Source organism: Citrobacter sp. KTE30, assembly GCF_000398825.1.
GTDB lineage: Bacteria > Pseudomonadota > Gammaproteobacteria > Enterobacterales > Enterobacteriaceae > Citrobacter > Citrobacter freundii.
The window spans coordinates 4,025,265-4,050,887 of record NZ_KB976055.1 but is presented as its reverse complement, the minus strand read 5'-3'; the positions used below and the strand labels follow the sequence as shown (position 1 = coordinate 4,050,887).

The 25,623-nt window shown below is 51.6% G+C and carries 28 protein-coding genes; 7 read left to right on the top strand and 21 right to left on the bottom strand.

Annotation, left to right across the window (positions count from 1 at the left end):
- Positions 1-10 precede the first annotated feature (10 nt).
- Entirely contained in the window at positions 11-907 is an 897-nt protein-coding gene (locus WC1_RS04005; protein ID WP_032938297.1) for a U32 family peptidase, read from the bottom strand.
- Positions 898-1,893, bottom strand: a complete 996-nt coding sequence (locus WC1_RS04010; protein WP_003839981.1) for a ubiquinone anaerobic biosynthesis protein UbiU — start codon at positions 1,891-1,893, stop codon at positions 898-900. Before WC1_RS04010 ends, WC1_RS04005 begins: the two co-directional genes overlap by 10 nt.
- 220 nt (positions 1,894-2,113) lie before the next feature.
- Between WC1_RS04010 and WC1_RS04015 the strand changes: the two genes are divergently transcribed.
- Together WC1_RS04015 and WC1_RS04020 are read left to right on the top strand one after the other, a co-directional pair.
- Positions 2,114-2,638 carry a ubiquinone anaerobic biosynthesis accessory factor UbiT gene (locus WC1_RS04015; protein WP_003024968.1) on the top strand — a complete coding sequence of 175 codons (525 nt, stop codon included), beginning with the start codon at positions 2,114-2,116 and terminating at the stop codon, positions 2,636-2,638.
- Complete coding sequence (locus WC1_RS04020) at positions 2,632-3,135, top strand: GNAT family N-acetyltransferase (protein ID WP_003024966.1); 504 nt, start codon at positions 2,632-2,634, stop codon at positions 3,133-3,135. The genes WC1_RS04015 and WC1_RS04020 overlap by 7 nt, the downstream gene beginning before the upstream one ends.
- On the opposite strand, the gene WC1_RS04025 is transcribed toward WC1_RS04020, so the two are convergent.
- Entirely contained in the window at positions 3,122-3,436 is a 315-nt protein-coding gene (locus WC1_RS04025; RefSeq protein ID WP_016151045.1) for a GIY-YIG nuclease family protein, read from the bottom strand. The genes WC1_RS04020 and WC1_RS04025 overlap by 14 nt on opposite strands.
- A 37-nt stretch (positions 3,437-3,473) precedes the next feature.
- Between WC1_RS04025 and WC1_RS04030 the strand changes: the two genes are divergently transcribed.
- Both WC1_RS04030 and WC1_RS04035 read left to right on the top strand, forming a co-directional pair.
- Positions 3,474-3,902, top strand: a complete 429-nt coding sequence (locus WC1_RS04030; RefSeq protein WP_003839984.1) for a YhbP family protein — start codon at positions 3,474-3,476, stop codon at positions 3,900-3,902.
- Positions 3,903-3,939: 37 nt separating this feature from the next.
- A complete protein-coding gene (locus WC1_RS04035) occupies positions 3,940-4,575 on the top strand; it encodes an NAD(P)H-binding protein (protein ID WP_003024957.1) in 636 nt (211 codons plus the stop codon).
- Positions 4,576-4,668: 93 nt separating this feature from the next.
- On the opposite strand, the gene dolP is transcribed toward WC1_RS04035, so the two are convergent.
- Genes dolP through WC1_RS04055 form a run of 4 tightly spaced genes read right to left on the bottom strand, consistent with a single transcriptional unit; the run spans position 4,669 to position 8,283 of the window.
- On the bottom strand, positions 4,669-5,244 hold the full coding sequence (gene dolP / locus WC1_RS04040; protein WP_003024954.1) for a division/outer membrane stress-associated lipid-binding lipoprotein: 576 nt from the start codon (positions 5,242-5,244) through the stop codon (positions 4,669-4,671).
- A 9-nt stretch (positions 5,245-5,253) separates the two neighbouring features.
- On the bottom strand, positions 5,254-5,844 hold the full coding sequence (diaA, locus tag WC1_RS04045) for a DnaA initiator-associating protein DiaA (RefSeq protein WP_003024948.1): 591 nt from the start codon (positions 5,842-5,844) through the stop codon (positions 5,254-5,256).
- Positions 5,845-5,878: 34 nt separating this feature from the next.
- Positions 5,879-6,274: a YraN family protein gene (locus tag WC1_RS04050; protein WP_016151044.1), complete on the bottom strand. Its 396-nt coding sequence runs from the start codon at positions 6,272-6,274 to the stop codon at positions 5,879-5,881.
- On the bottom strand, positions 6,232-8,283 hold the full coding sequence (locus WC1_RS04055; RefSeq protein WP_016151043.1) for a penicillin-binding protein activator: 2,052 nt from the start codon (positions 8,281-8,283) through the stop codon (positions 6,232-6,234). Before WC1_RS04055 ends, WC1_RS04050 begins: the two co-directional genes overlap by 43 nt.
- A gap of 63 nt (positions 8,284-8,346) precedes the next feature.
- Between WC1_RS04055 and rsmI the strand changes: the two genes are divergently transcribed.
- Positions 8,347-9,210, top strand: coding sequence for a 16S rRNA (cytidine(1402)-2'-O)-methyltransferase (gene rsmI / locus WC1_RS04060; RefSeq protein WP_003024942.1), 864 nt, complete (start codon positions 8,347-8,349; stop codon positions 9,208-9,210).
- Positions 9,211-9,265: 55 nt separating this feature from the next.
- Here rsmI and kbaY read toward each other — a convergent pair whose 3' ends face one another.
- The 8 genes from kbaY to kbaZ all read right to left on the bottom strand — a co-directional run bounded on the left by kbaY (position 9,266) and on the right by kbaZ (position 16,643).
- Positions 9,266-10,147 carry a tagatose-bisphosphate aldolase subunit KbaY gene (kbaY, locus tag WC1_RS04065; RefSeq protein ID WP_016151042.1) on the bottom strand — a complete coding sequence of 294 codons (882 nt, stop codon included), beginning with the start codon at positions 10,145-10,147 and terminating at the stop codon, positions 9,266-9,268.
- A 12-nt stretch (positions 10,148-10,159) separates the two neighbouring features.
- Positions 10,160-11,314: an AgaS family sugar isomerase gene (locus WC1_RS04070; protein ID WP_003839993.1), complete on the bottom strand. Its 1,155-nt coding sequence runs from the start codon at positions 11,312-11,314 to the stop codon at positions 10,160-10,162.
- A 301-nt stretch (positions 11,315-11,615) separates the two neighbouring features.
- Complete coding sequence (gene nagA / locus WC1_RS04075) at positions 11,616-12,749, bottom strand: N-acetylglucosamine-6-phosphate deacetylase (RefSeq protein ID WP_016151041.1); 1,134 nt, start codon at positions 12,747-12,749, stop codon at positions 11,616-11,618.
- The gene (agaF, locus tag WC1_RS04080; protein ID WP_003024930.1) at positions 12,746-13,180 is read right to left on the bottom strand and encodes a PTS galactosamine/N-acetylgalactosamine transporter subunit IIA; all 435 of its coding nucleotides are present in this window, start codon (positions 13,178-13,180) and stop codon (positions 12,746-12,748) included. Before agaF ends, nagA begins: the two co-directional genes overlap by 4 nt.
- A gap of 16 nt (positions 13,181-13,196) precedes the next feature.
- Entirely contained in the window at positions 13,197-14,075 is an 879-nt protein-coding gene (agaE, locus tag WC1_RS04085) for a PTS N-acetylgalactosamine transporter subunit IID (protein WP_003024929.1), read from the bottom strand.
- A complete protein-coding gene (agaW, locus tag WC1_RS04090; RefSeq protein WP_003839998.1) occupies positions 14,065-14,844 on the bottom strand; it encodes a PTS N-acetylgalactosamine transporter subunit IIC in 780 nt (259 codons plus the stop codon). Before agaW ends, agaE begins: the two co-directional genes overlap by 11 nt.
- 10 nt (positions 14,845-14,854) lie before the next feature.
- Entirely contained in the window at positions 14,855-15,328 is a 474-nt protein-coding gene (gene agaV / locus WC1_RS04095; RefSeq protein ID WP_003024925.1) for a PTS N-acetylgalactosamine transporter subunit IIB, read from the bottom strand.
- Between the two features lie 19 nt (positions 15,329-15,347).
- Positions 15,348-16,643 (bottom strand): tagatose-bisphosphate aldolase subunit KbaZ, encoded by a 1,296-nt coding sequence (gene kbaZ, locus WC1_RS04100; RefSeq protein ID WP_008320556.1) that lies wholly within the window; start codon positions 16,641-16,643, stop codon positions 15,348-15,350.
- A gap of 249 nt (positions 16,644-16,892) precedes the next feature.
- Between kbaZ and WC1_RS04105 the strand changes: the two genes are divergently transcribed.
- On the top strand, positions 16,893-17,699 hold the full coding sequence (locus WC1_RS04105) for a DeoR family transcriptional regulator (RefSeq protein WP_003024922.1): 807 nt from the start codon (positions 16,893-16,895) through the stop codon (positions 17,697-17,699).
- Positions 17,700-18,023: 324 nt separating this feature from the next.
- Positions 18,024-18,794, top strand: a complete 771-nt coding sequence (gene agaR, locus WC1_RS04110; RefSeq protein ID WP_003024920.1) for a transcriptional repressor AgaR — start codon at positions 18,024-18,026, stop codon at positions 18,792-18,794.
- 37 nt (positions 18,795-18,831) lie between these two features.
- Here agaR and WC1_RS04115 read toward each other — a convergent pair whose 3' ends face one another.
- The 6 genes from WC1_RS04115 to WC1_RS04140 all read right to left on the bottom strand — a co-directional run bounded on the left by WC1_RS04115 (position 18,832) and on the right by WC1_RS04140 (position 25,299).
- Positions 18,832-19,752 carry an ROK family protein gene (locus tag WC1_RS04115; protein WP_016151040.1) on the bottom strand — a complete coding sequence of 307 codons (921 nt, stop codon included), beginning with the start codon at positions 19,750-19,752 and terminating at the stop codon, positions 18,832-18,834.
- An 18-nt stretch (positions 19,753-19,770) separates the two neighbouring features.
- On the bottom strand, positions 19,771-21,027 hold the full coding sequence (locus tag WC1_RS04120) for a Gfo/Idh/MocA family protein (RefSeq protein WP_003840006.1): 1,257 nt from the start codon (positions 21,025-21,027) through the stop codon (positions 19,771-19,773).
- A gap of 36 nt (positions 21,028-21,063) precedes the next feature.
- On the bottom strand, positions 21,064-22,170 hold the full coding sequence (locus WC1_RS04125) for an ABC transporter ATP-binding protein (protein ID WP_003840008.1): 1,107 nt from the start codon (positions 22,168-22,170) through the stop codon (positions 21,064-21,066).
- A gap of 11 nt (positions 22,171-22,181) precedes the next feature.
- Positions 22,182-23,006: a carbohydrate ABC transporter permease gene (locus tag WC1_RS04130; protein ID WP_003024907.1), complete on the bottom strand. Its 825-nt coding sequence runs from the start codon at positions 23,004-23,006 to the stop codon at positions 22,182-22,184.
- A gap of 10 nt (positions 23,007-23,016) precedes the next feature.
- Positions 23,017-23,961, bottom strand: a complete 945-nt coding sequence (locus tag WC1_RS04135; RefSeq protein WP_003024905.1) for a carbohydrate ABC transporter permease — start codon at positions 23,959-23,961, stop codon at positions 23,017-23,019.
- A gap of 78 nt (positions 23,962-24,039) precedes the next feature.
- A complete protein-coding gene (locus tag WC1_RS04140) occupies positions 24,040-25,299 on the bottom strand; it encodes an ABC transporter substrate-binding protein (RefSeq protein ID WP_016151039.1) in 1,260 nt (419 codons plus the stop codon).
- Between the last annotated feature and the right edge of the window lie 324 nt (positions 25,300-25,623).

The window sequence follows — 25,623 nt, the reverse complement described above, 5'->3', positions numbered from 1 at the left end:
GTGAGCTTTTTTACGCCTGCAGCTCCAGACCAGCCAGTCGCTTCCAATAGCCGTTGCAGTCACTGTGGGCGGCAAGCGGTAATGGAGCACTGCCATTTTCATTGGCACGGAAGGCGTCAAGCATGGCGAATGTCTCTGTCCCCAGCGGGGAAAGGCGCACAATATCAACCAGCCCCTGCATGGATGTCAGCTCGTTACCGAGGTTGTAGACATAGCCGCTCATGGTCTGGATCCCGTTGAGCACAAAGACCTGCTGATTCTCCTGCGACAGCACATCACGCCCGTTGGGATATTTAATGCAGCAGGTTTCACATTCGTCTTTTGGACGATCTTCGGAACGCGCGGTAAAGCAGCGGGCAGAGTAGGCCAGCGGTAAATGCCCATAACTCAGCACTTCGGTTTCAAACTGGTCGCGAATACCCAGTTCGTCGCACTGGTTGAGCAGGTTCACCAGCCAGTCGCGCGACAGCTCAACCGGCATACACCAGCGCACCATGCCCTGCTTGAGCAGAATACGCAGCGTGACGGCGTTGTAGCAGTTGAGCGCGTGCCCGGCGACAAACGGCAGCTTACGCTCGGCGCACATATTCACCACGCCGAGATCGCTGGCTTCCAACAGGAAGTCGCCGTTTTCGACATAGCGCTTCAGCTCTCCCAGTTCAGAGGAAGCCTGCACCAGCGCCAGCGTCGACAGCACCACCTGCTTACCACTACCGGCGAGAGACTTCGCCATATCCAGCCAGTCGCCCACTTTGGTCGCACGGCGTTTGCTGCATACTGCTTCGCCAAGATAGATAACATCAGCATGACTGGCGGCGGCCTGCTGGTAAAAATCTTCCAGCGTTTCTTTCGACCAGTAGTAGAGCACGGGTCCTAATGAATATTTCATTGCTTTTCTCACTGCCATTTACGGTGATACGCGCCAAGCGTGGTCTGCGTGCCTTCGGACATTGAACCGAGCGTTTCCATCCACGCGGCCTGCGGGACGTAGTTTTGCGGGTCGGCCATACAGCGGTCGATTGCCTGACGCCACACTTTCGCCACCTGGCTAACGTAAGCCGGGCTGCGCTGGCGACCTTCGATTTTCACCGAGGCAATATTGGCAGCCAGCAGTTCCGGCAGCAGTTCGAGCGTGTTGAGGCTGGTGGGTTCTTCCAGCGCATGGTAGCGCTCGCCATCCACCAGGTAGCGCCCTTTACACAGCGTTGGATACCCGGCGTTTTCGCCATCCTGGTAGCGATCAATCAGCACTTCGTTCAGGCGAGATTCCAGACCCTGTGGGGTCTGCTGCCAGCGCACAAAACGGGCAGGGGAGCAGGCACCGACGGTATTAGGAGATTCGCCCGTCAGGTAAGACGAAAGATAGCAACGGCCTTCCGCCATAATGCACAAGCTGCCAAAGGCGAACACTTCCAGGGGAACTGGTGTGACGCGAGCAAGCTGCTTCACCTGATGAATAGACAGCACGCGCGGCAGAACCACGCGGGCGACGTCAAAGTTGCGATGGTAGAAATTAATCGCCTCTTCATTGGTTGCAGATGCCTGAACAGAGACATGGCGCTCAATATGCGGGTAGCGCTCTGCGGCATACTCAAGCATGGCGAGGTCGGCGAGGATCAGCGCGTCTGCACCCAGTTGCGCTGCCATATCAACGGCACGCTGCCAGCGTGCGTAACCATCCGGGTGCGCAAAGGTGTTAATCGCAATGTGCAGCTTACGGCGATGTTGATGAACGAAACTCACCGCTTCCTGCAATTTTTTCTCGGTAAAATTAAGGCCGGCGAAATGACGGGCGTTGGTATCATCTTTCAGCCCGATGTAGACAGCATCAGCGCCGTTCTCGATGGCCGCCTTAAGCGCCGGGAGGTTTCCGGCAGGGCAGAGCAGCTCCATAATTTATCCTGAACGTTGCGCCATGTAGGGCGCAGAAATGTTAACGAAGAGGGATTTTAGTTAACCTTGCTGAGACAATTTTTGATTTGAGGCAGTTAAAGTCGTATTGGTGACACCAATAAAGAGGTAACAATTTCGTAGCGAATTGTTGATTTATGCCGCTATGTCGTTTATTTGATATGGCAAAATAGCAGGACTATTGAAACAGGGAGTAAAGCTCGTGTTGGATAAACTGCGTTCACGCTTAGTACATTTAGGTCCTTCTCTGATGAGTGTACCGGTTAAACTGACGCCCTTTGCGCTGAAGCGCCAGGTTCTGGAGCAGGTCCTGAGCTGGCAGTTTAGTCAGGCGCTGGCCGATGGGGAGCTGGAGTTTCTCGAAGGTCGCTGGCTGAGCATTCATGTGCGTGACATTGACCTCAAATGGTATACCTCTGTTGAAAACGATAAACTTATCGTCAGCCAGAATGCAGATGCGGATGTGAGTTTTAGCGCCGATGCCAGCGATCTCCTGATGATCGTGGCCCGCAAGCAGGATCCGGATACGCTTTTCTTCCAGCGTCGCCTGGTGATTGAAGGTGATACAGAATTAGGGCTATACGTAAAAAATCTGATGGATGCCATCGAACTGGAGCAGATGCCTAAAGCGTTGCGCGTCATGCTGATGCAGTTGGCGGATTTTGTTGAGGCGGGGATGAAAACGTCGCCAGAAACCAAACAGACCTCGGTAGGTGAGCCATGCTGATTCGAGTTGAGATTCCCATTGATGCCCCTGGTATTGATGCGTTGCTGCGCCGTTCATTTGAGAGCGATGCGGAAGCAAAATTAGTGCACGACCTGCGTGAAGATGGTTTCTTAACGCTGGGTTTGGTTGCTACCGATGATGAAGGTCAGGTAGTGGGTTACGTCGCGTTCAGCCCTGTCGATGTTCAGGGTGAAGATCTGCAATGGGTCGGCATGGCGCCGCTCGCGGTGGATGAAAACTACCGGGGGCAAGGCCTGGCGCGTCAACTGGTCTATGAAGGACTCGATTCCCTGAACGAGTTTGGCTACGCCGCGGTGGTTACGCTGGGCGATCCGGCACTGTACAGCCGCTTTGGCTTTGAGCTGGCAGCGCATCATGACCTGCGTTGCCGCTGGCCGGGCACCGAAAGCGCGTTCCAGGTTCATCGCCTGGCGGACGATGCGCTGGAGGGCGTGACGGGCCTGGTGGAATACCACGACCACTTCAATCGTTTTTAACATCCGGGGCTTGCAGGCTGTTCAGTAGAGCCTCAAGCCCTTCGCCTTCTACAAGGCGCTCTTTCTGACGCTTTGTGAGCTGTTTGACGCGATACTCTATGCGCAGGGCCAGCGAACGGTCGCCAATCTGCGCCGCAAATGCCAACGTGAGTTCCCCCTTTCCACGTAGCGCCTTCGCGCCTTTCCCACTTTGATGCTGCTTATAGCGGCGCTGCACATCGGTGGTTATTCCGGTGTATAAGGCGTTGTCAGCGGTACGGATCAGGTACAGATACCAGGGTGTCATTGTCACCATCGACATGATAATTTTCAGGCCTACAGTATAAAAGAGAACAGAAATGGAAACACTGACTGCAGTGTCTCGCTGGCTGGCAAAACAGCACGTCGTGACCTGGTGCGTACACCACGAAGGTGAATTGTGGTGCGCCAATGCGTTTTACCTGTTTGATGCGCAGAAGATGGCATTCTATGTGCTGACCGAAGATAAAACGCGCCATGCGCAGATGTCGGGACCGTGTGCACCGATTGCCGGCACGGTAAATGGTCAGCCCAAAACGGTCGCCCTGATTCGTGGCGTGCAGTTTAAGGGGGAGATTCGCCGTCTTGAAGGGCAGGAGAGTGAAGCCGCGCGTAACGCCTACAACCGCCGTTTCCCCGTCGCCAGAATGTTGCCAGCGCCCGTGTGGGAGATTCGACTGGATGAAGTCAAATTCACGGACAACACGCTGGGCTTCGGTAAAAAGATGCACTGGCTACGTGATCTATAGTTAAAAGAGTGATTGAAGCGTCAGGGGAAAATAAACGATGAGTCAGGTGTTAATAACCGGTGCAACGGGTCTTGTGGGTGGACATTTATTGCGGATGCTACTGAATGAACCCCGGATCAATGCCATTACGGCGCCGACGCGTCGACCGCTGGCTGATACGGTTGGCATCTATAATCCCCACGATCCGCAGCTAACCGATGCTCTGGCGCAGGTTACCGATCCGGTCGATATTGTCTTTTGTTGTCTGGGAACGACCCGACGTGAAGCGGGCAGCAAAGAAGCATTTATCCACGCTGACTATACGCTGGTAGTGGATACAGCTCTGACGGGGCGTCGGCTGGGGGCACAGCATATGCTGGTGGTGAGTTCGATGGGCGCTAATGCCAATTCACCGTTTTTTTATAATCGGGTGAAAGGTGAAATGGAGCAGGCGCTGATCGCGCAGAATTGGCCTCGGCTGACCATTGCCCGGCCTTCAATGCTACTGGGTGATAGGGACAAACAGCGGGCGAATGAGATGTTTTTAGCGCCGTTGTTCAGGCTGCTGCCGGGTAACTGGAAGTCGATTGAAGCGCGCGATGTTGCACGGGCAATGTTGGCAGAAGCGCTGGCGCCTGGGCATGAAGGGGTTTCGATCCTGACCTCTTCCGAGTTACGCGAAAGGGCTAAATAAAATGCCGGATGGCGCTGACGCTTATCCGACCTACAAACGATAACGTCCTGTAGGCCGGATGAGACGCTCAGGCGTCGCTATCCGGCATCAGTATTACTTAATAAACGTAAAGGCCGTCGTGACGCGTTTCACGCCGCTTACCCGGCTGGCGATGTCTGCCGCCGCCTTCGCTTCGCGTTCGGTCACCAGACCTAACAGGAACACTTCTCCATTCTCGGTCGTGACTTTCACGTTAGAGGATTTCACCTGATCGCTGGTCAGTAACTGGGAACGTACTTTGGTGGTTATCCAGGTATCGTTGGACGCATCGCCCAGACCGATTGGCTGGCCCTGACGGATCTCATTAAAGACCTCAGTCGTACCTTCTACGCCCATCGCAATCTGTTTTGCTCGTGCAGACAGTTCGCTATTTGGCGACTGACCGACCAGCAGCACTTTACCCTGATATGCGCTCACGTTGATTCGCGCTTCTTTCTTGATCTGGGCATCTTTCGACAACGCCGTATTGACGCGTAATTCCAGGGTTCCATCATCTACCTGGGTGCCGACGCTGCGAGGATCCGTCGCGGCTTTGGTGCCGACAGCAGCAGTTCCGACAACGGCAGCAGCGACACAGCCTTGCAGCAGCAGTGCAGCGATAATCACAGCAAGCGGCGAAAATGCCTTCATGTGTACTCCTTAATCATCCTGGTGAGGGAAAAGCGTGTTATCGATGAGATCGCAAAGGCAGTTGACCGTCAGCATGTGCATTTCCTGAACGCGGGCGCTGTGGTGTGAGGGGATACGGATTTCAACATCCTGCGGCCCCAGTAATCCGGCCAGTTCCCCTCCGTCATACCCGGTCAGCGCGACGATTGTCATGTCGCGTGTCACGGCGGCTTCAACGGCTTTTACGATATCGCGGCTATTACCACGCGTAGAGATTGCCAGCAGAACATCTCCTGCATGTCCCAGCGCACGGACTTGTTTTGCATAAACTTCGTCGTGCAGGCGATCGTTGGCAATCGCAGTTAAGACCACATTATCAGTGTTTAGTGCAATCGCAGGTAAACTTGGGCGTTCTGTTTCAAAACGATTGATCATGCTGGCAGCAAAATGCTGTGCGTTGGCAGCGGACGTCCCATTACCACAACAGAGAATTTTGTTGCCATTGAGCAGGGACTGAACCAGCGTCATGGCGGCACGGGAGATCGCATCCGGAAGTGCTTCAGCCGCAGCTATCTGAGTTTGAATGCTTTCTGTAAAGCAGACTTTAATTCTATCTAACACGCTAATCCTTAAGAACCAGGCTCTGAATCTTCAACTATGAGCGGTCGTTGAACGCGTCCTTAAACCACTCAACATCATTTCCGGTGAAGGCTAACACATCGAACCGGCAATCCACAGTATCAAAACTCCCATTGTGGCGCGCAAGCCACAAGCGGGCGGTCTGTAATAATTTGTGTTGTTTGCTCCGGGTCACACTCGCCGCTGCGCCACCAAACTGGGCCGAGCGCCGATAGCGGACTTCAACAAAGACGGTAGTGCTGCCTTCACGCATTATCAGGTCGATTTCGCCGCCACGTTCACGCACGTTGGCGGCGATAAAATGCAGTCCCTTGTTTTGCAGCCAGTCACGCGCGGTGGATTCCCACGCGTCACCGGTCTGTTTACTCGTTAACTGGCGGGGACGACTTGTCCTTGCTGGTATTTGAGCCATGATAACTTCCTGTTAATCACACAATCCGGCGTTGCGGTTAAGGCCCCGGTGTTGCCGTTAATTTCGAAACCCTGTACCTGACGCATTTGCGAGAAGTGGTTGGCAAGTGACCAGGCATCGACGCCCATCGCATACATACGTGCCAGTGAGTAGTCGTTACGAACCGCGCCAAGCGCCTGCTGCATGAGAGGAGCGTTAGCACCTGCCAGCATCGGTATTTCGCTGTACTGCAAGCCTTCCATCTCCAGACGGAAATCCGGGCCAGCAGTTCCCTGCGCGCTACGGGAGCTGGCGTACAGCGTCGCTCCGCTCTGGCTGCCGTTGCGCATAGCGATCATCGGCTTAATAAAGGCAATTTCTTCCGGCGTCGCCAGAATATACACTGCATCAACACGGCCGCTGCCGCCGGTGATCTGCGCATCGGTGGGCGCAGCCGGAATCGTCAGGCCGCCAATCGTCACGCCAGGTTGCGCAGGTACAGAGGAGGCCACCGGGCTGCCCGTCAGGGAAATTCCCGAGCCGCCGTTGACGCCCATTTTCAGCTCGGCGGTGGAGCCAAACTTCTGCTGCAACACTACGCCGCCGCCCAGCTTTTGCCATTCCTGTGCAAAGGCGTTGGCAACGCGATCGCCTAATGAACTCCGAGGGATCAACAACAGCGGCGTCTGTTTTCCTTGATCGCGGATGTGACGCGCGGCGTCGCGCGCTTCATCTTCTGGCGACAAAGCGAAGTAGCAGACGTTCGGCAGGTTTTTCACCGACTCCGGCTGATTAAGTGCCAGCACGTTTAATGGCGTATTGCTTTTCATCAGCTCTTCAACATTGTTTTTCAACAGCGGACCAACCACGATGCTGGCACCATCCTGCTGAACCTGAGTCAGGATTTGGTTCAGAGGCTGTGATGAAGTGTCGTAGATTTTCAGCTCTGCTGATGGATTCGCCGGTGCGCTGGCGGTTGTTGGCTGAGCGGGTGCTGTGGGCTGCGCAGCAGGTGTTTCTGGCTGAGCTGGCGTCTCGTTGGTCAGATCGCTTACTGACGCCTGAGAAGGGCTGGCAACGCCGTCAGTCGTTTGCGGCTGTTCTGTGGTCGTCGCAGCTGTTGTATCCGCAGCAGGCGCAGCTACCGCAGGGGCCGCTACGGGTTGAGTACCCATATTTTTCGCCGCTTCAAAGCCTTGCTGAATAGTCCGGCCAAATACAGCGGCCTGACCGTTCAGCGGCAGCAGCAGCGCAATTTTGCTGGTGGAGGCGGGCTTAAAGCTCTGGACGTTAACCAACTGCGTTGGCAGTATTTTTGCGCCCGGGTTTTGCGGATAACGTTTCTGCCAGTCCGCAATACCGGCTTTCATCATGTCTGGATCGTTACGGTTATCGAACCAGACGCGCTGGAGATCCAACCAGCCTTGCAGCACGTTTTCATCCGCATTGATGACCAGTGCCTGTGCTTGCTCCTGGGTCATGGATGACAGCGCCTGCCAGGTGGCATCGATGTTTTTCTGCTTAGCATTCGCGGACAGCAGCGGTTCCTGAGCGATCAGGGCGCGCAGTAGTGTCAACGATGGGCGACCCTGGTTGACGTCGATTTGCGCCTGCCAGTATCTGGCCTGCTGGTTTTGATCGAAATCGGCAGGAGTGAGTTTATCCAGCAGGGCCTGAGCGCCAGCGATATCTTTCTGTGCGAGCTTGATCTCGACGGCCAGCAGAGACTGCTCACGACGCTGAGTGTCGTTTAGTTTCTGCGGCAGCTGGTTGAACAGCTCGCTAGCCTGCTGGCTCTTGCCTTCTTTCAGCAGTGCACGAATGGCGAGTAATTGCCAGTTGGTCTTGCTATCATCTGAGCTTTGCTGCATTTGTTGCAGATAAAAGCCGGAATCAGCCTGCGCAGTGCCCTGCATATGGGCTGCACTCTGGTCTGGCGCCTGGGTGCCACAGCCTGCGAAAATCAGTGCTGCCAGAATGACTGGTAGCGCGCGCGCGGCTTTCAAACGAGAAAATGTTGAGGGTACCATACTGTATCCAGTGATATTTTTTTACTCAATGCTCAATATTAAATCGGCAATACGGACGACACAATGAAACAACACGAATCGGCGGATAATTCTCAAGGCCAACTCTTTATTGTACCTACTCCTATAGGAAATTTGGCTGATATTACCCAACGAGCGCTCGAAGTTTTACAAGCCGTTGATTTGATTGCCGCTGAAGACACACGTCATACAGGATTATTGTTACAACACTTCGCGATTAACGCCCGTTTGTTCGCGTTACACGATCACAATGAGCAACAAAAAGCGGAAACGCTGGTGGCGAAACTCAAAGAAGGGCAAAACATTGCGCTGGTTTCCGATGCCGGAACGCCGCTGATTAACGATCCTGGCTACCATCTGGTGCGCACCTGTCGCGAAGCGGGGATCCGCGTTGTTCCTCTGCCGGGCCCTTGCGCGGCGATTGCTGCCCTAAGCGCTGCTGGTTTGCCTTCAGACCGCTTTTGCTATGAAGGTTTTCTGCCTGCCAAATCGAAAGGGCGTCGTGATGCGATGAAAGCCATTGAGGCAGAGCCGCGTACGCTTATTTTTTATGAATCTACCCACCGCTTGCTGGATAGCCTGGAAGACATGGTTGCCGTCTGGGGCGAATCCCGTTACGTGGTGCTGGCGCGCGAGCTGACCAAAACCTGGGAAACCATTCACGGCGCACCGGTCGGCGAACTGCTTGCGTGGGTCAAGGAAGATGAAAACCGTCGTAAAGGTGAAATGGTGCTGATTGTCGAAGGGCATAAAGCGCAGGAAGACGATCTCCCTGCCGATGCGCTGCGTACGTTGGCTTTATTACAGGCAGAACTGCCGCTGAAAAAGGCCGCCGCGCTGGCCGCTGAAATCCACGGCGTGAAAAAGAATGCACTGTATAAGCACGCACTGGAACAACAGGGAGAGTAAGCCCGATTGTTGATGGCCAAACCGACAAGGGTATGGCCATTAGCTAACACAGAGCTTAAGACTGAGCGGCAGTTTCACTGATTAATAAGCGGTTTGCTGACCCGCATACAGTGATTTTGCTACGCACCACTTCTTTCATCGCATCCATACCGACCCGCATGTAATAGCGAGGATCGTTGCCCTGCGGATTCTCCGCAAACCACGCCTTGACCGCATCGGCAAAAGCGATTTTCAGTTCAGTAGCGACGTTAACTTTGCAAACGCCAAGCTCGATCGTGCGGCGGACGTATTCGTCAGGAACATCGCTTGCGCCATGTAAAACCAGGGGAACGTCGACGACCTCACGAATTTCACCCAGCCGCTGGAAATCGATCTTGGGCGTTTTGGTATATAAACCGTGTGCTGTGCCGATGGCAACTGCAAGGCTATCTACGCCAGTACGCTCAACAAACCGTTTAGCTTCTTGTGGATCGGTGAGGAAGGCGCTTTCTGCATCCACGCTCATATCATCTTCTACGCCACCGAGGCGACCCAGCTCAGCTTCCACGCTGCAATCTTTGGCATGGCAAAAATCCACAACGGATTTCACCAGCTTCACGTTTTCTTCAAACGGAAAGTGGCTGCCGTCGATCATTGCGCTGCGCACTCCTGCATTCACTTTACGACGGATATCGTCCAGCGACTCATGGTGATCAAGGTGCAGCGCCAGCGGTATACCGTAGCTGGTGGAATAAGCGCTGCACAGCGCGTAGATCTCTTCCAGCGCGATATGCTTAAAGGTGCCCGGTGTTCCGGCAAGGATCACCGGCGATTGCATTTCATAGCACACCTCAAGGATCGCCTGGATCGTCTCGGCGTTATGAATGTTAAAGGCGGGTACGGCATAACCCTTTTTTTGGGCATCCAGCAGGAGGTATTTCGTGGAAATAATGCTCATAAAACGATCCTTTTAGGCGTTCCAGGGATGAATAACAACGCCCTGTACAACGCGGTTCACAGTGCCGCTGGCAGAAGGCGTATCCGGTGTATTGCCGATATTGATGGATTGCGTCAAAGCAAAGACCTGGGCGTAGATCAGGAAGCAGAATGCCAATTCCATATCGATGAAAGAGCGTGCTGGTGGCAGCAGAATATGTGGGCCAGCTTCAATCGCCTCATGGGTTTGTGCGGCAATCGCGACAACCCGCAATGCCTGCCGATCGCGGCGTAACTCTGCCAGCAGATCGAGATCGTATTGACGTGTATAGGGATGGCTGGAAACAAAGACCACTACCAGCGTTTCGTTATCAACCAGCGACTTTGGACCGTGACGAAAGCCTGTAGGGGAGTCATAGAATGCGGCCAGTTTGCCTGCTGTCAGTTCCAGGACTTTCAGTGCCGATTCCCGCGCTGCTCCCTGTAATCCACCGCTACCGAGGTAAACGATCCGTTTCCAGGGTTCATTGCCAAATACGCCGTCGCTGAAATCACCCAGTGAAGTCAGAATCGCCTGGCACCGATCGGCCACGTCGCGGAAGGTCTGACTGTTGATTTTTTCCGGGGCGAATACCGCCAGGCAGCTGGCCATCATGGTGGTAATGCTGCTGGTCATGGCGAAACCACGGTCATGTGTCTCTGCGGGCATCAACAGAGCAAAGGCATTGTCGCTTGCGACTGCGTTTTGATAGAGGCTACCTGCTTCGTTGCAGGTGATTGGCAGGTGATAGCACTCAGGTACAAACTGATTAGCCAGTTCCACTGCCGCAACGCTTTCAGGGCTGTTTCCTGAGCGAGCGAAAGAAATGAGCAGCAGCGGATGTGCGGGATTCAGGTAATCCATCGGATTAGTGACCAGATCGGTGGTTGGCACAGCGCTGATGTTTTTACCGGTATAGCTTGCCAGCCAGGGGGCGATGATGTCGCCAATGAATGCTGATGTTCCGGCCCCAGTCAGTATGATCCGCAGATCGTTTTTGCGCAGTAATGGTGCGAGAAAGCTGTCAATGGCAGAGCGAATGTTGTCGATATTCGTAAGGGAACGGATCCAACTGGCAGGTTGTTGACGGATCTCTTCTTCGGTCCAGGTGCCCGTTACCGCGGTAACAGGGGTATAGGTTTCTGGCATAACTTAAGTCCTTAGTCTTGTAAATTCCACATAAGACGCTGGCGAGAATGTCGCTATCTTTCGTTTCGTTTCACTTGTTCATCTTGTCGATTGATTAAAATCTATAGGAAAGAAATCGAAAGAGCAATGATCCAAAATGAAATAAAACGAAATTTGTGATCGTGAGAACGAAAGGGGCGATTATCTTATTGATCTATAAGAAGTACGCTTGTTGAATGATGGTTAGGTATTTACTCAAGCGAAAGGAAAAGAAAGGCCTTGCGATCGAAGATCGCAGGCCAACACGAGACAAAATGAAAGGTCAAAGGGGGAGAGCCTGACCCTGAATCCAGATCTGTTGTAAATGCAGCCCGCTATTAAGCGCGATCGCGTCGGCACGTTTTCCCACTGCTAACGATCCCAGGTGGCGATCGATACCCAACAGACGTGCGGGGTGGAGAGAGGCCATATGAATTGCCTCTTCTGCCGTTATCCCGGTGAGCTCGACCATATTACGTACGGCGGCATCAACCGAGAGCGTGCTACCAGCCAGACCACCGGAAGCGGTACGCACAATACCACTGTGCATTTCCACTTCCTCACCGCAGAGCGTATAGCGCCCGTCTGGCATTCCTGCAGCTTGCATGGCATCGGTGATCAGCACCAGCCTGTCTTTGGCGCAACAGCAGCAGAGCTTCATGGCCGCTGGGTGGACATGGTGTCCGTCAGCGATAAGTTCCAGCCAGGCGCGAGGGTCGGTTAACCCTGCGCCAACCATTCCTGGATCCCGATGATGTAAGCCGGTCATACCGTTATAGCAGTGCACCAGTCCGTCAGCACCGGCGTCAAAGGCCGCGCGGGTTTGTTCCCAGGTAGCAGCGCTGTGTCCCAGCATCACCCGTACGTTGCGCTGCTTCAGATGTTCGATGGCCTGTAATGCACCGGGTTTTTCTGGTGCCAGCGCAACGACGCGCAATGTTTGCTGGGAAATCGCAATCAGTTCATCCAGTTCACTGAGTTCCAGTTCCCTGAAAAGCTCAGGCGGGTGCGCCCCTTTGTTCTGCGGCGTAAAGTACGGGCCTTCAAGATAACTGCCCAGCACCTGTGCGCCGGGTCCTCCGGAATGGTAACGATGGGCGATACGCTCAAGCGCCTTGCGAATATCTGGTAGTGGAGCGGTGACGGTAGTGGGTAGCCAGTTGGCTACCCCTTCACGTGCTTTGTGCATCGCCAGTTTGTCGAGCGTATCTGGTGCTTCATCCATCACATCGACGCCCGCACCGCCGTGCACGTGGATATCAATGTAAGCCGGACAAAGCAGGTCTGCATCGTGGACCATAACGCCAGAGGGGATTGGCTCTATTTCTGCAATGATGCCGTCTTCAATGTGTATTTGATGATCGTCCAGCCAGCCCCGTTCGGTCAGTAGACGTCTGGCGCGAAGTAGCTGTCTCATATCCCTTCCTCAACGGGCTTTTCCTCACGACAGCGTCCCAGTTCGTCCACCAGGCTAGTTAAACCACGATGCCCGCACTCCAGCGCCTGCAAGCGAAATGCTTCGCTGGTCAGGCCATCGCGCTCCAGCACCATTTCCAGCAGTAGTTGCAGATTAGTGCCAGTGATCACCTCGGTGCCTTGCCTTTGCATGGCCAGGGTGGAAGCGACGCGAAATGGTGTCCCGCCTAACAGGTCTGTCAGAAACACGATGTCTTGCTGCGCATCCAGTTCACTCACCGCCTGTTCAAGCTGCGATGTGAGTAAGGCGGTGGTTGAGGTTTCCGGAAAGTCGATGGCGATGAACTGTGATTGTTCACCCAGAATCTGTTTCATCGCTTTTTCCATTCCGCTGGCAAACCCGCCATGACCCGTCAAAATAATACCTAACATCTACAACCCCTTATGTTTACAGGAAGTGACAGAACTTACCTACGACGCCGAGCACCACGGTAATGGCGATAAGACGCAGAGGACTCCAGCCACGGCGGACCAGCCAGAACATGGTTAATGTGTAGACCAGCGGTAAAAAAGCAGGCATCAGCTTGTCTATCACATCTGTTTGCAGTTTCACCACTGCATCGCCAGCAGTGATTTCCAGCGTAGTGCTCAGGCGAACATAGGTCGCTACCAGCGCGCCGATCACCGTCATCCCAACGATGGATGCTGCATGTCCAACCTTTTTGGTGTTAGCTTTAATCAGCGGGATGGCAGCAACGCCCATTCGATAAGCATAGTGTGCCAGCCCAAAGCGCAGACCAAGATGAACCACGTTGAACATAACAATAAAGACAACAGCGCCAAGAATAGAGCCTTGCAGCGCCAGACTGGCTCCGATACCGCCGCAAATAGGCAGTAACGTTAACCAGAACATGGCATCACCGATACCGCCAAGTGGCGCACCCACGGCAATCTTGGTGCTTTGAATACTGTTCACATCCTGCTTGGAGCGTTCCATCGCCAGGATAATCCCGATAACAAACGTGACCAGGAATGGGTGCGTGTTGAAGAAGCCCATATGGCCTTTCATCGAACGCGCCAAATCGCGCTTATTGGTGTGGATCTTTTTCAGAGCAGGTAACAGGCCGTACAGCCATCCTGATGCCTGCATACGTTCGTAGTTAAAAGAGGCCTGCAACAGCATTGAACGCCAGGCAACACGGTTGATATCTTTTTTCGTCAGCTCGGCACCGATATTCTGGTCTTCGTAGACGTTTTCATTGGTGCCGGACAGCAGCGTTTCTTCGGTTTCGGAAACGTTCGGCAGAGCCGTTTGATTAGATGCCATCTTCGAATTCCTCTTTTTGTGCTGCGGGAGCTGTAGGTTCAGGTGATTTACGCAGAAAATCGATCAGCGCCATGGCTAGTGCAGCTGCGGCAATCGCTAGCACCGGGAGTTTGAGCCAGGCTGCTGCGACAAAACCCAGGATGAAGTAGGGGATATAGACGTTTTTCATCATGATTTTCAGCAGTACAGCGAAGCCGATAGCTGGCATGATGCCGCCTGCCACGCCGAGGCCGTCAATCAGACGCGTCGGCAGAACATCTATCGCGGTTTTGGCATGTTCCGCGCCAAAGTAAATTGGCAGGAACGCGCATAAAAAGTAGAAGGTCCCCAGCGCGAGCAACGCCAGATAGTTGACCCGCTCAATCCCGGCTGTATCGGCATTTGCTGCCATGCGATCGCAGCGAGCCATCACCCCGGACATCACAGAGAACAGGAAAGTAATCCCCATTTGTACTGCTACGGCGAACGGTACCGCCACACCTACGGCAACTTCGGGTTTCACTCCGGTCGTTATGGCAAACGTGGTTCCCACGATAGTGCCGATAATCACGTTTGGCGGCTGAGCTCCAGCCAGCGGGGCCAGACCCATCCACACCAGTTCCAGCGTACCACCTGTTAAAATACCGGTATGCAGATCGCCCAGAATCAGGCCGACCAGCGGCCCGAGAACAACCGGGCGGTGCATGTGCGTTAACCCGTTGAACATATCCAGGCCTGCAATAAAGGCGAGAATACCCAACGCAAAAGCCTGCAACAGACTGATTTCCATTGTGAATCCCTCAGAGAAGTTTATAGAGGTCCTGGGCGGGTTCTGTTGGAACGCCCTGAACGAAGCATTCCACTCCAGCGGCTTTGAGCCCGTTGAACGCCGTAATATCGGCAGCGTCTACAGAAACCGTTTTGGCGATTTGTTGTTTGCCGTTGGCGTAGTGCATATTGCCAACGTTGATACGGTTAACAGGAACACCGCCTTCGACCAGACGGAAGAAATCCGCAGGCGATTTGCAGACCAGCAGAATTTTCTGGCGATCGGCGGCACGGTGAATATTGTCGATCACTTTTTGTAGTGACCAGAAGCGTACGGCGATCCCTTCTGCCAGTACCATTTCCATCAGGTTTTGCTGCACTGGATCTTCAGCCACCTCATCATTAGCGACCAGCACCAGGTTTGCCCCCGCAAACCCGACCCATTGCACACCAACCTGACCGTGAATCAGACGTTCATCAATGCGACTTAATACAATGTTTGGCATGGTATTTTTCTCTTTTTTGTTATGCGTTACGAGCTGGAGCACCCAGGCAGGCGCAGTGATATTGCTGCAGTATGTCCTGAATATGGTTAATGATGAGTTCTCGCGGCGTGGCGCTGAGATCTCCCTCGCGCACTTTTACGTACTGCAAGGGTAAATACTGGCTAATCAGCGGCAGTGGAATGGGGTCATCCGCCAGGTTACGTACCAGACGTTCGAATGCCTCATCAATCTGGCTGTCCGGCCAGTAGTAACGAACCCGATCGGAGTAGCTGTATCCACGAGCCAGACGGCGTGCGTTGCCATCACCGTGATAGTGGCTCTGCCAGTACTCTGGTCGATCAAGCATTACGCTTTCCAGCACATGTCGCAGGCCTGAACAAGCTTTTGCAGGCAGTAATTCTTCTTCAATGGCGGCTAATGAAAACAGCGCTTCGCGCAGAGCGAAGGTCAGCGCAGGTCCCACTTTCAGAATAGCGAAGTGGTCTATCACCAGTTGACGCAAGGACTGTGGCGTTTGGTAATCGGTAGAGTGTGCTTCAAACACGAGTGTGTCGTAGTCTTCCACCATTTTGCTGAGTGCCACAGCTTTCTGTGGTTGATAATCAATGATGTGTGTGTGGTCGAATTCAACGCCAGGTTGCACCACCAGGGCGATAATACGCGGCCAGATACCTTCCAGACCGTGCTTTTCAAAGGCGTGATAGTGAGCCTGAAGCGTTGCGCGTGCGGCATCGGGCGTTGTTACCGCCAGGTCGGTTAACGTTTCGTGAGCGCCACCTGGAACCGGCACTTCTGTGCCAATCACATAGACCAGATCCGACTCGCCAAAATGTGCCATACAGGTTTCTTCGGCGACTTTTGCCAGGCGTGCGGCGCGCTCAGCGACAATTTCATCCGTCAGTGGAACCGGGTCGTTAGCACAAGACATGCTGCAATCGAGGTGGATTTTTTTAAAGCCTGCGGCGACATAGCTCTTGATCAGATCGTCTGCATTTGCCATTGCCTGTTCCGCAGGCAGATTTTGCCAACGGTTTGGCCCGAGATGGTCTCCGCCGAGAATCAGCATATCCTGAGAAAAATCAAGCGAGTCGGCTAAACGGCAGACAAAACTGCGAAAATCGGCTGGTGTCATACCCGTATAGCCGCCAAACTGGTCAACCTGATTAGAGGTTGCTTCGATCAACAGCGGTGTATGGTTTGCATGGGCGTAGCGTATTGCGGCTTCCAATACGATTGGATGCGCGGAACAAACGGCATAAATCCCGTTTGCCTTCCCCCGTTTATGCTGCTCGACCATTTTAGTTAGATGTTTCACTTTCCTCTCCAGGTCAGATTACTGCGACATCAATCTTTCGTTTTGTTTCATTTAATACTGCATCATGGTGTTATAAAAATAAAACGAAAGATAATAGTTTTCCGATCTGTTTCACAAAAGAAACACAATGAAAGGTTTCAGCGTAAGTTCGTCCGGCTCTTCCCTGCTTGCGGGGCTTGCATTCGCGCAAAAGAAAGGCGTTAATAGACAAAACGAAATAAAACGAAAGGTTCAACTAAAGGATTTCTTATGAGTAACACCGAGTCCTCTGCAGACAAGCGCGTTATTGGCACCAGCGAAAGACGTGAGCAGATCATCCAGCGGTTACGGCAACAGGGAAGCGTTCAGGTTAACGATCTTTCCTTATTTTTTGGCGTCTCCACGGTCACTATTCGCAACGACCTCGCCTTTCTGGAAAAGCAGGGGATTGCGGTACGTGCCTATGGCGGAGCGCTAATATGCGAGAGCAATGCGCCTGTTGTGGAGCCTTCTGTTGAAGATAAGAGTTCACTTAATACGGCAGTAAAACGCAGTATTGCCAGAGCCGCCGCAGAGTTAATTCAACCGGGACATCGCGTGATCCTTGACTCCGGCACCACGACCTATGAAATTGCCCGCCTGATGCGCCAGCATACCAATGTCATTGCTATGACTAACGGTATGAATGTCGCCAATGCGCTACTGGAAGCCGAAGGGGTTGAGCTGCTGATGACCGGCGGTCATTTGCGTCGTCAGTCACAATCGTTTTATGGCGATCAGGCTGAGCAGTCGCTACAAAATTATCACTTCGACATGCTGTTTCTTGGCGTTGATGCTATCGATTTAGAGCGTGGTGTTAGCACGCACAACGAAGATGAGGCGCGTCTCAACCGCCGGATGTGTGAAGTGGCTGAACGTATCATTGTCGTTACCGACTCGACGAAGTTTAACCGCTCCAGCCTGCATAAGATTATTGATACCCAGAGGATCCACACCATCATTGTTGATGAAGGCATCCCAGAGGAGAGCTTGCAGGAACTACGCCGCAGCGGTGTTGAAGTGATCATTGTTGAGTAGTCCCGCTCTAAAATTCAAAAATGTGATCCCATTCAATTAAACAAAAACAAACCATAAGCGAGCTTTTTTAGTAGCTCGCTTTCGTTTTTTTGCATGCTTCCCGTCTCTTTCTCGCATCTTACTCGCTTTTGACCTTTTCATTTTTTCGGTTTTCTTCGTTTCGATTTGCTAAAACGAAAGAAAATAGTCAATTTTTGTTAAATTCAACGCTGGGCCAGTGCGCACAAATTCACCTTATTGCTTCTGATGTAATATATTCAAAAGAAAACGAAAGTGCTAAAGCGCTAAAACAAAACAACATGAATATTTGATGGAGCAATAGAAATGCTGGATAACTTAAGACGTCGCGAGCAAATAATTGATCTGCTATGCGATCAGGGTAGCGTTCGTGTCGAGCCACTGAGCGTCCATTTTGGTGTGTCATCGGTTACGATCCGCAACGACTTACGTTATCTGGAACAGAAGGGATGTGTCATGCGCTCCTACGGCGGGGCGGTTCTCAATCAGCACTTTGCCCTTGACCGGCCTTTGCAGGATAAGGACCGACTGAATCGCGATGTGAAAACGCGTATTGCCGAAAAAGCGGCCAGCTTTGTGAAAGATGGTGACACGTTAATCCTCGATTCCGGTTCGACCACCACGCTCATTCCTCCCATGTTAAAAAATCGCCGCGATCTGGTGGTGATGACCAATGCGCTCAACATTGCATGGGAACTGGCGAATTTTGAGCGCGTAGACGTCATGATTCTGGGAGGGAATGTCAGGCAAAGCGTCTATTCATTGTATGGCCCTTCAGCAGAACACCAGCTTAGGCAATACCGGTTTGATAAGCTTTTCTTAGGCGTTGACGGATTCTGCCTGGAAGCGGGAATTACCACGCCACATCCGGGAGAAGCACATCTGAATCAGGTAATGTGTGAAGTTGCGCAGGAGGTCACGGTAGTCGCGGACTCCAGCAAGTTTGGCCGCAAAAGTTTCTGTATGATTAGCGAAATCAGCGGGATTGACCGGGTGATTACCGACAGCGGGATCCCAGAAAATTACCACCGGACGTTAATCCAGCTTGGGGTGGATGTGGTGATTGCGGATGAATAACTGAAACTGCTGGCGAGTTTCCCCCGCCAGCAGTTTTTTAGTGGGTCTGCGTACCCTGTTCAACCAGCAGCAATGCGGCACCGCGAACCCCGCTGGATGCGCCATGGATGGCCGGGAATACGCGGGCAGGTTCTAATCCAGGGAACAAATAACGTGACATGGCCTGCGGCAGCAACGTATAAATTTCTTCGATGTTGGAAACCCCACCGCCGAGAACAAAAGCATCGACATCCAGAATCAACTGCAATTGCGCCAGCGTACAACCCAACATATCAATCCATGCTTCTATGGTAGTAACGGCGCTGGCATTGCCATGACGATAATGCTCCAGCAGGGTCTCCATTTTGAGTTGTTCTCCACTGAAGTGTTTGTGGAGCCACAGTAAACCGGGGCCGGATTGATAGCGTTCCAGACACCCTTGTAAGCCACAACCGCACTGCAGTTCCGGTAAATGATAACGACGCATAAACGTTGCCGGAAGCGGTAAATGGCCAAACTCACTGGCCATTCGGTTGCGACCCCGATACAACTGACCGTCAATGACTAACCCTCCACCCATGCCGGTGCCAATAATGGCACCAAAAATTCTGGAGAACTGGCGAGCCTGCTGGGTATGGGCTTCCGAGAGTGCAAAACAGCAGCAATCATTGTCCAGTTCAACCGAACGATTGAGGCGGTGGGCCAGATCGTTCATCACCTGGCGTCCAGTAAGGCAAGGCACGTTAGATGACAGTAATTTTCCGGTATGTCTGTCCATAAGACCGGGCATGCCGATGCCAATTTTTCCTTGCGTTCCAGTCGCCCAGTCGGCGGTATCAATAAGTGAAGTAAAGGTCGAAAGAAAGAGTTCATAATCCTGGACTGGCGTGGCGACGCGCTTGCGCCAGCAAACCTGCATTTCCTTATCAAAAGCGACAATTTCAGTTTTGGTTCCACCAATATCAACACCGTAAAACATGCCTCATCTCCTCCGGCTTCACAGCGTAACCAGACTGTTTTCCTTGCGAGCGCGTTCTGCGGCAAAGACCATTAAGTGACTTTCCAGTGACTCATCCGGGCCAGAAAGGATCATATTTTGATCGTTGGCCATCACTGCATGGATAAAGCGATCCATCAGGTAGTAATCGCCACCACCATGTCCCCCCATCTGGGTTTGTGTTCCAGCGGCGATCTCCTCGATCTGATGCACAGTTTCTTTGTCTGTCAGGAAATCAAACACCCGGATCTGCTCGCCATCACCTTCCAGATAACCTCTGGTGCCAAACAGGCGCGTTTTTCGATCTTCCATTTTGGTAAACGCGGTCATGGTAAAGGTCACTGTCTGCTGGTGGGCAAAACGTAAGTTAACAACCTGATGATCCACCACATCATTATCACAACGATAAACGCAGCGACCATAAGGCCCATCGCGCAGCGCCTGGCGGACATTTTCTTCGCTGGGATCTGCAGTCAGCACCCGACGGAAGTGGGGAGTGCATTTGTGGTTTTCACCCAGATAAATTTTGCAGGCAGACCAGGGGCAGGTTGCTTCAACCTGACAATCAAGGCAGCGGTCGGCGGCGCCAGCAGGCTGATTCTCTTTCACAAAGTGGCTCAGGCTGCCAAATGATCCTACGTCCTTGCAGTTGTCGCCCATGATGTAGCGGATCCAGTCCAAATCATGACAGGATTTCTGCAATAACATAAATGACGATTCTGCTTCATTGCGCCAGTTACCACGTACAAACGAGTGCGCCTGATGCCAGTAACCTACGGGTTCGAGATGCTGCATGCTGACAATATCGCCAATTACGCCATCATCAAGCAGTGATTTCAGCTTTTGCGTATAGCGCGTGTACCGCAGGACGTGCGCGACGGCCAGTAATACGTTGTTGCGTTTAACCGCATCAATAATGATCCGGCAATCTTCTGGCGTAGGGGCGAGCGGTTTTTCCAGCAGAATGTGATAGCCGAGATTGGCAAACGCCACGGCAGGATCTTTGTGCATATTATCCTGCGTGCAAATAAGTACTACGTCGGCCATTTTGGGTTGGGCCGCAGCCTCTTGCCAGTCGCAAAATACGTTATTTGGGGCAATCTTATGCTGTGCGACAAACTGCTGGCGATACGCCTCTCTGGGCTCAGCAACGCCTACTACCTGCATTCTGTCTGGATGTTCAAGCGCATAGCGAGCATATATTTCTCCGCGCGCACCAGCCCCTACCACTAATACGGTCACTTTATTCGCACACATATAAACCTCTCATTTTTCACTTAGCCTGAATAACGGTCAGGCCAAATTTTCTTCATGTTTTTTATCAAACAAAAAGGCGGCTTCCAGATTAAATTTCACTTTGATAGATTCGCCGGGAAGAGGGGCCCAGTCGGGTGAAGAGTTAATACGTAAGATCATATGTTGCTCACCAATATCAAAATGCAGAAGGTCTTCGTTGCCCATCCTTTCTACGTTGGTAATGTGCGCATCGAACGCAGAGACGTCATGCTGCGAGGCTAACTGAATGGCCTCTGACCGGATGCCGAACCAGACGCTGGAGTGCGGGTATTGCTCCAGTAGGTTACTCAAGCGTGTATTTAATGGCAGGATTAAATTTTCAGCCAGGCGCAGACCACGAGTGCCGGGTTCAATATCAAGCAGCATAATATTCATTGCCGGATTACCAATAAAACCAGCAACAAATTTATTCCTGGGGTGATGGTAGATATTTCCTGGGGTATCCACCTGCATAATACGACCGCCATTAAGGACGCAAATCCTGTCTCCCATCGTCATTGCTTCAATCTGATCGTGCGTGACGTACACCATGGTTGCGCTCACGCCTTCTTGACGCAGTTGTCGATGCAGTTCTGTCAGCCGCACGCGCATTGAAACACGCAGCTTTGCATCCAGGTTGGAAAGCGGCTCATCAAACAAAAAAACGTCTGGCTTACGCACGATGGCCCTGCCAACGGCAACGCGCTGACATTGACCGCCCGAAAGTTGGCCGGGCTTTTTATCGAGTAATGTCTCTATTTCCAGCTTGTGTGCAGCTTCCCGTACGCGGATATCAATCTCTTCTTTGCTCATTTTCCCTAACAGACTGAATGCCATATTTTTATAAATCGTCATGTGGGGATAGAGGGCATAATTCTGGAAGACCATGGCAACGCCTCGCTCCTTTGGTAGCAGGTCGTTGACGCACTTCTCTCCGATTGCGATATGACCATGAGTGATATCTTCCAGACCTGCAATCATGCGCAGCAGCGTTGATTTGGCGCAGCCTGATGGCCCGACAAACACCATGAATTCGCCATCGTGGATTTCAAGATCAACGCCATGGATCGCCTGGAAGCCATTGGGATAGACTTTGCTTACTGCCTGTAATTGAATACCTGACATAACACTGCCCCTTATCCTTTAATTCCGGCACCAGCGATGCCGCGAATAAAATAGCGCTGGAAGAAGATATAAAGTAACAACATCGGGATAATCGCCAGCAATGCGCCCGCCATTAACATCGGATATTCCACGCCTGAGCGTCCGGAAAGTGAGGCTAACCCCACCGGTAATGTCATTTTATCCATGGAGGTGTTGACGATCAGCGGCCACATTAAGTTATTCCAGCTCCACAATCCGTTAATAATGACGCAGGCAATCAGCCCTGGTTTAATTAATGGCAGCATAATTTTGAAGAAAATAGTCAGATGGTTATACCCATCCATAATGGCTGCCTCTTCCAGTTCTTTAGGTACTGACAGAAAAAACTGACGCAATAAAAAGGCGCTATATATGCTGAATAAACCCGGTAGCACCAGTCCAGGAATTGAGTTCAGCAAACCGATTTTTTCAACGGTTAAAAACTGTGGGATTAAAAAGATCTGACCGGGCACCATCAGAATTGAAATACACAGCATAAACAGGACATCTCGCCCTTTAAAACGCAGTCGGGAGAAACCGTACGCTGCCATTGCCGCAATCAGCGTCTGCAAAATGACGATGACCAACGTGGAGACGATCGAGTTAAAGTAAAAGCTGCCAAAAGGCATTTCATGCAAGATTTTACCGTAAGCCTGAAACCCTGGGTTGGCAGGTAGCAGGATCGGCGGAAAGGCGATGCTTTCTGCCTGGGTTTTAAAAGAGGTGATGATCATCCAGATGAAGGGAACCACAGTTACCAGCGTCGCGAGGATCATCAAGCCGTAAATTAGCCATTTTTCACGTTTAGTCATGAACATCGTGGTTGCCTCACTGTGCTTTAAGTCGTTTACCAATCCATATTTGCAGCAGCGTCAGGACCATCGTGATAACGAAAATCACCACGGCGATCGCTGAGGCATACCCTTTTTCATGGTAGATAAAGGCGTATTTATAGAAGAGATAGGCGATAGTCATTGTCTGATCGTCCACCATGGATGAACTGCCAAACAGCAGATAAACCACATCGAAAATTTGCAGCGTTTCGATAAAAGAGATCACCAGTACGAAAAACAGCGTGGGGATCATTAGCGGTAAGGTAATAGACCAGAATCCACGCAATTTGCTGATGCCATCCAGCGACATCGCTTCATAAATTTGTTTGGGGATCCCCTGCAATCCAGCGAGCAGAATGATCATCTTCAGCGCAATAGCCGACCAGATGATAACCAACGAGGCGCTCAGGCGGACGACATCGGGATCGGATAACCAACCGATGGCCGGAAGATCGAAAAAGGCCAGGATCTGATTAATTAAGCCGAAGTTTCGGTTCATCAACCACTGCCAGACCATAGCAATGGCCGCAGGCATAGTGACAGCGGGCAGAAATAACAGCGTGCGAAACAACCACTGACCGCGAATCGCCTGATTCAGGCCAATTGCGAGCAGTAATGACAAAACGGTGATTATCGGTACGCAAATAAAAACATAGGCCAAGGTGTTATAAATTGCTGAACGAAACTCATCATCGCTGAATAAATTAATATAGTTATCTAAGCTGATCGTCGTCCAGATCTGAAACTCACCCAGGTCAGTGAAACTATAAAAAACGTTCTGGAAGAATGGAGTAAAGTAAAAAACAATTAACCCCGCCAGTAACGGCATAATCATTATCCATCCCCAGAAGCGTTCTTCTTTTTCCAGCTTGGTCAGGGATTTTTTTTGCACCTCTCTGGCCGGTAATTGTGGGGATGCAGCTTCATCTGAATAGCTCATACAGACTCCGGGATGCTCACTGTGCAACCAAAATATATTGCGCGGGCGAAAGCGAGAGGGAGCATGGCTCCCTCAGGATTATTTCTGCATTTCTCGTTCAACGCGTTTAGCGACACCAGGCATGACTTTCTCTGGGTCAGTACCCGTCCACACTTTTTTCAAGCCATCATTCAGAATGCTATTCCACTTAGCGGTATTGGAGCCCGCGGTTGGATATTTATGTGAGAAAGCCAACGAATCGATATAGGCTGAAACATCAATATCCTTAAAGCCTTCAGCCCACTCTTTGGCCACTTTTTGGTTAGCGGGGATCACGACTTTTCCCGTCGCCAGAGTCTGCTGCGCATGCTCAGAACTCATGAACTCAATGAACTTCCACGCCGCATCTTTATGCTGACTTTTGGCTGACATAGCAAATGCCAGACTATGGGATACACCTGCCTGCTCTGCCATTTTTGGCATTGGCAATACGCCGATGTGATCCTTAATCAGCTCATTTTGAGAGAAGGGTAATGCCCACCATGAGCCTGCGTAGACCATGGCTACCCGGTTTGACTGGAAGACGTCTGAGGCTTCCATCTCGCCTGGCGGTTGGATTAGTCCCGCGTTCAGCATGCCTTGAACATCGCGATAGACGGCGATAGCTTTGTCATTGGCAACATCCGTTTTGCCCTCAGGTAGTACAATCTTATCCCCGGCCTGTAATAGCAGGTTAAAGTAACTATCCTGTCCGCTGCTGAATTCCATTGCCAGTGGATAAGACTGTTTATCCAGCCCTTTACGCAACTGCTCTGATTTTTGTTTTAAATCGTCCCATGTCCAGTTGTTATCGGGATAGCTCACACCAGCCTGATCGAACATTTTTTTATTGTACCAGACGGCAATTGCATCAATATCCCTTGGGATGGCATATTGTTGCGACTGGTATTGGTAGGCATCGACTGAGCTTTTAACAAAATCATCCAGTTTCGGCGCTGATTTATCTTTCAGATAATTACTCAGTGGTTCCAGCATGCCATTTTTCACATATTGCTGGAAATTAGGCATGTTCATCCAGAATACATCCGGTGCTACATTTCCACCGACTGCTGAACTGAGTTTGATAAAATACTGGTCATAAGGAGTTAGTTCAATTTCGACCTTAATTCCGGGGTTGTCTTTTTCAAATTCATTAACGAGCTGTTGTTCGCCAGGGAGTTGATTGCGGTCCCATAACGTGTAGCGTAATTTAACAGGCTTTGCGTCCGACTGGCCTTCAGCACTCGCGAAGACAGGAGTTGCCAGTAAACAGGAAATAAGACAAGCCAATGCGACATTATTTTTATTCAGGGTATACATAACTTCCCTCTTTATTCAGGTCAGAATGCTTATGAGGTAAATTACAGCAGCCTATGAATAATCTGTTTTACACCGGAGAAAGTCAAAGCAGTAAAAAAGAGGGGATTATCGCATTAAAACAAGGTCGTCTTTCGGTAGGTTTCTCTTTTATCAAAACGAAAATATAACGTAAAACAATGGTGGTATTATTTCTTTTAATTTCATATCGTTAGGTTCATTTGGCAGGTTTGAATCGAAAAAAACAGATGTTTAAAAAAACCTCTTAAAATGCGAACGTTATCACTTTATTTGTTAAAGCATCGACATTAAAAACGGGGACAAATC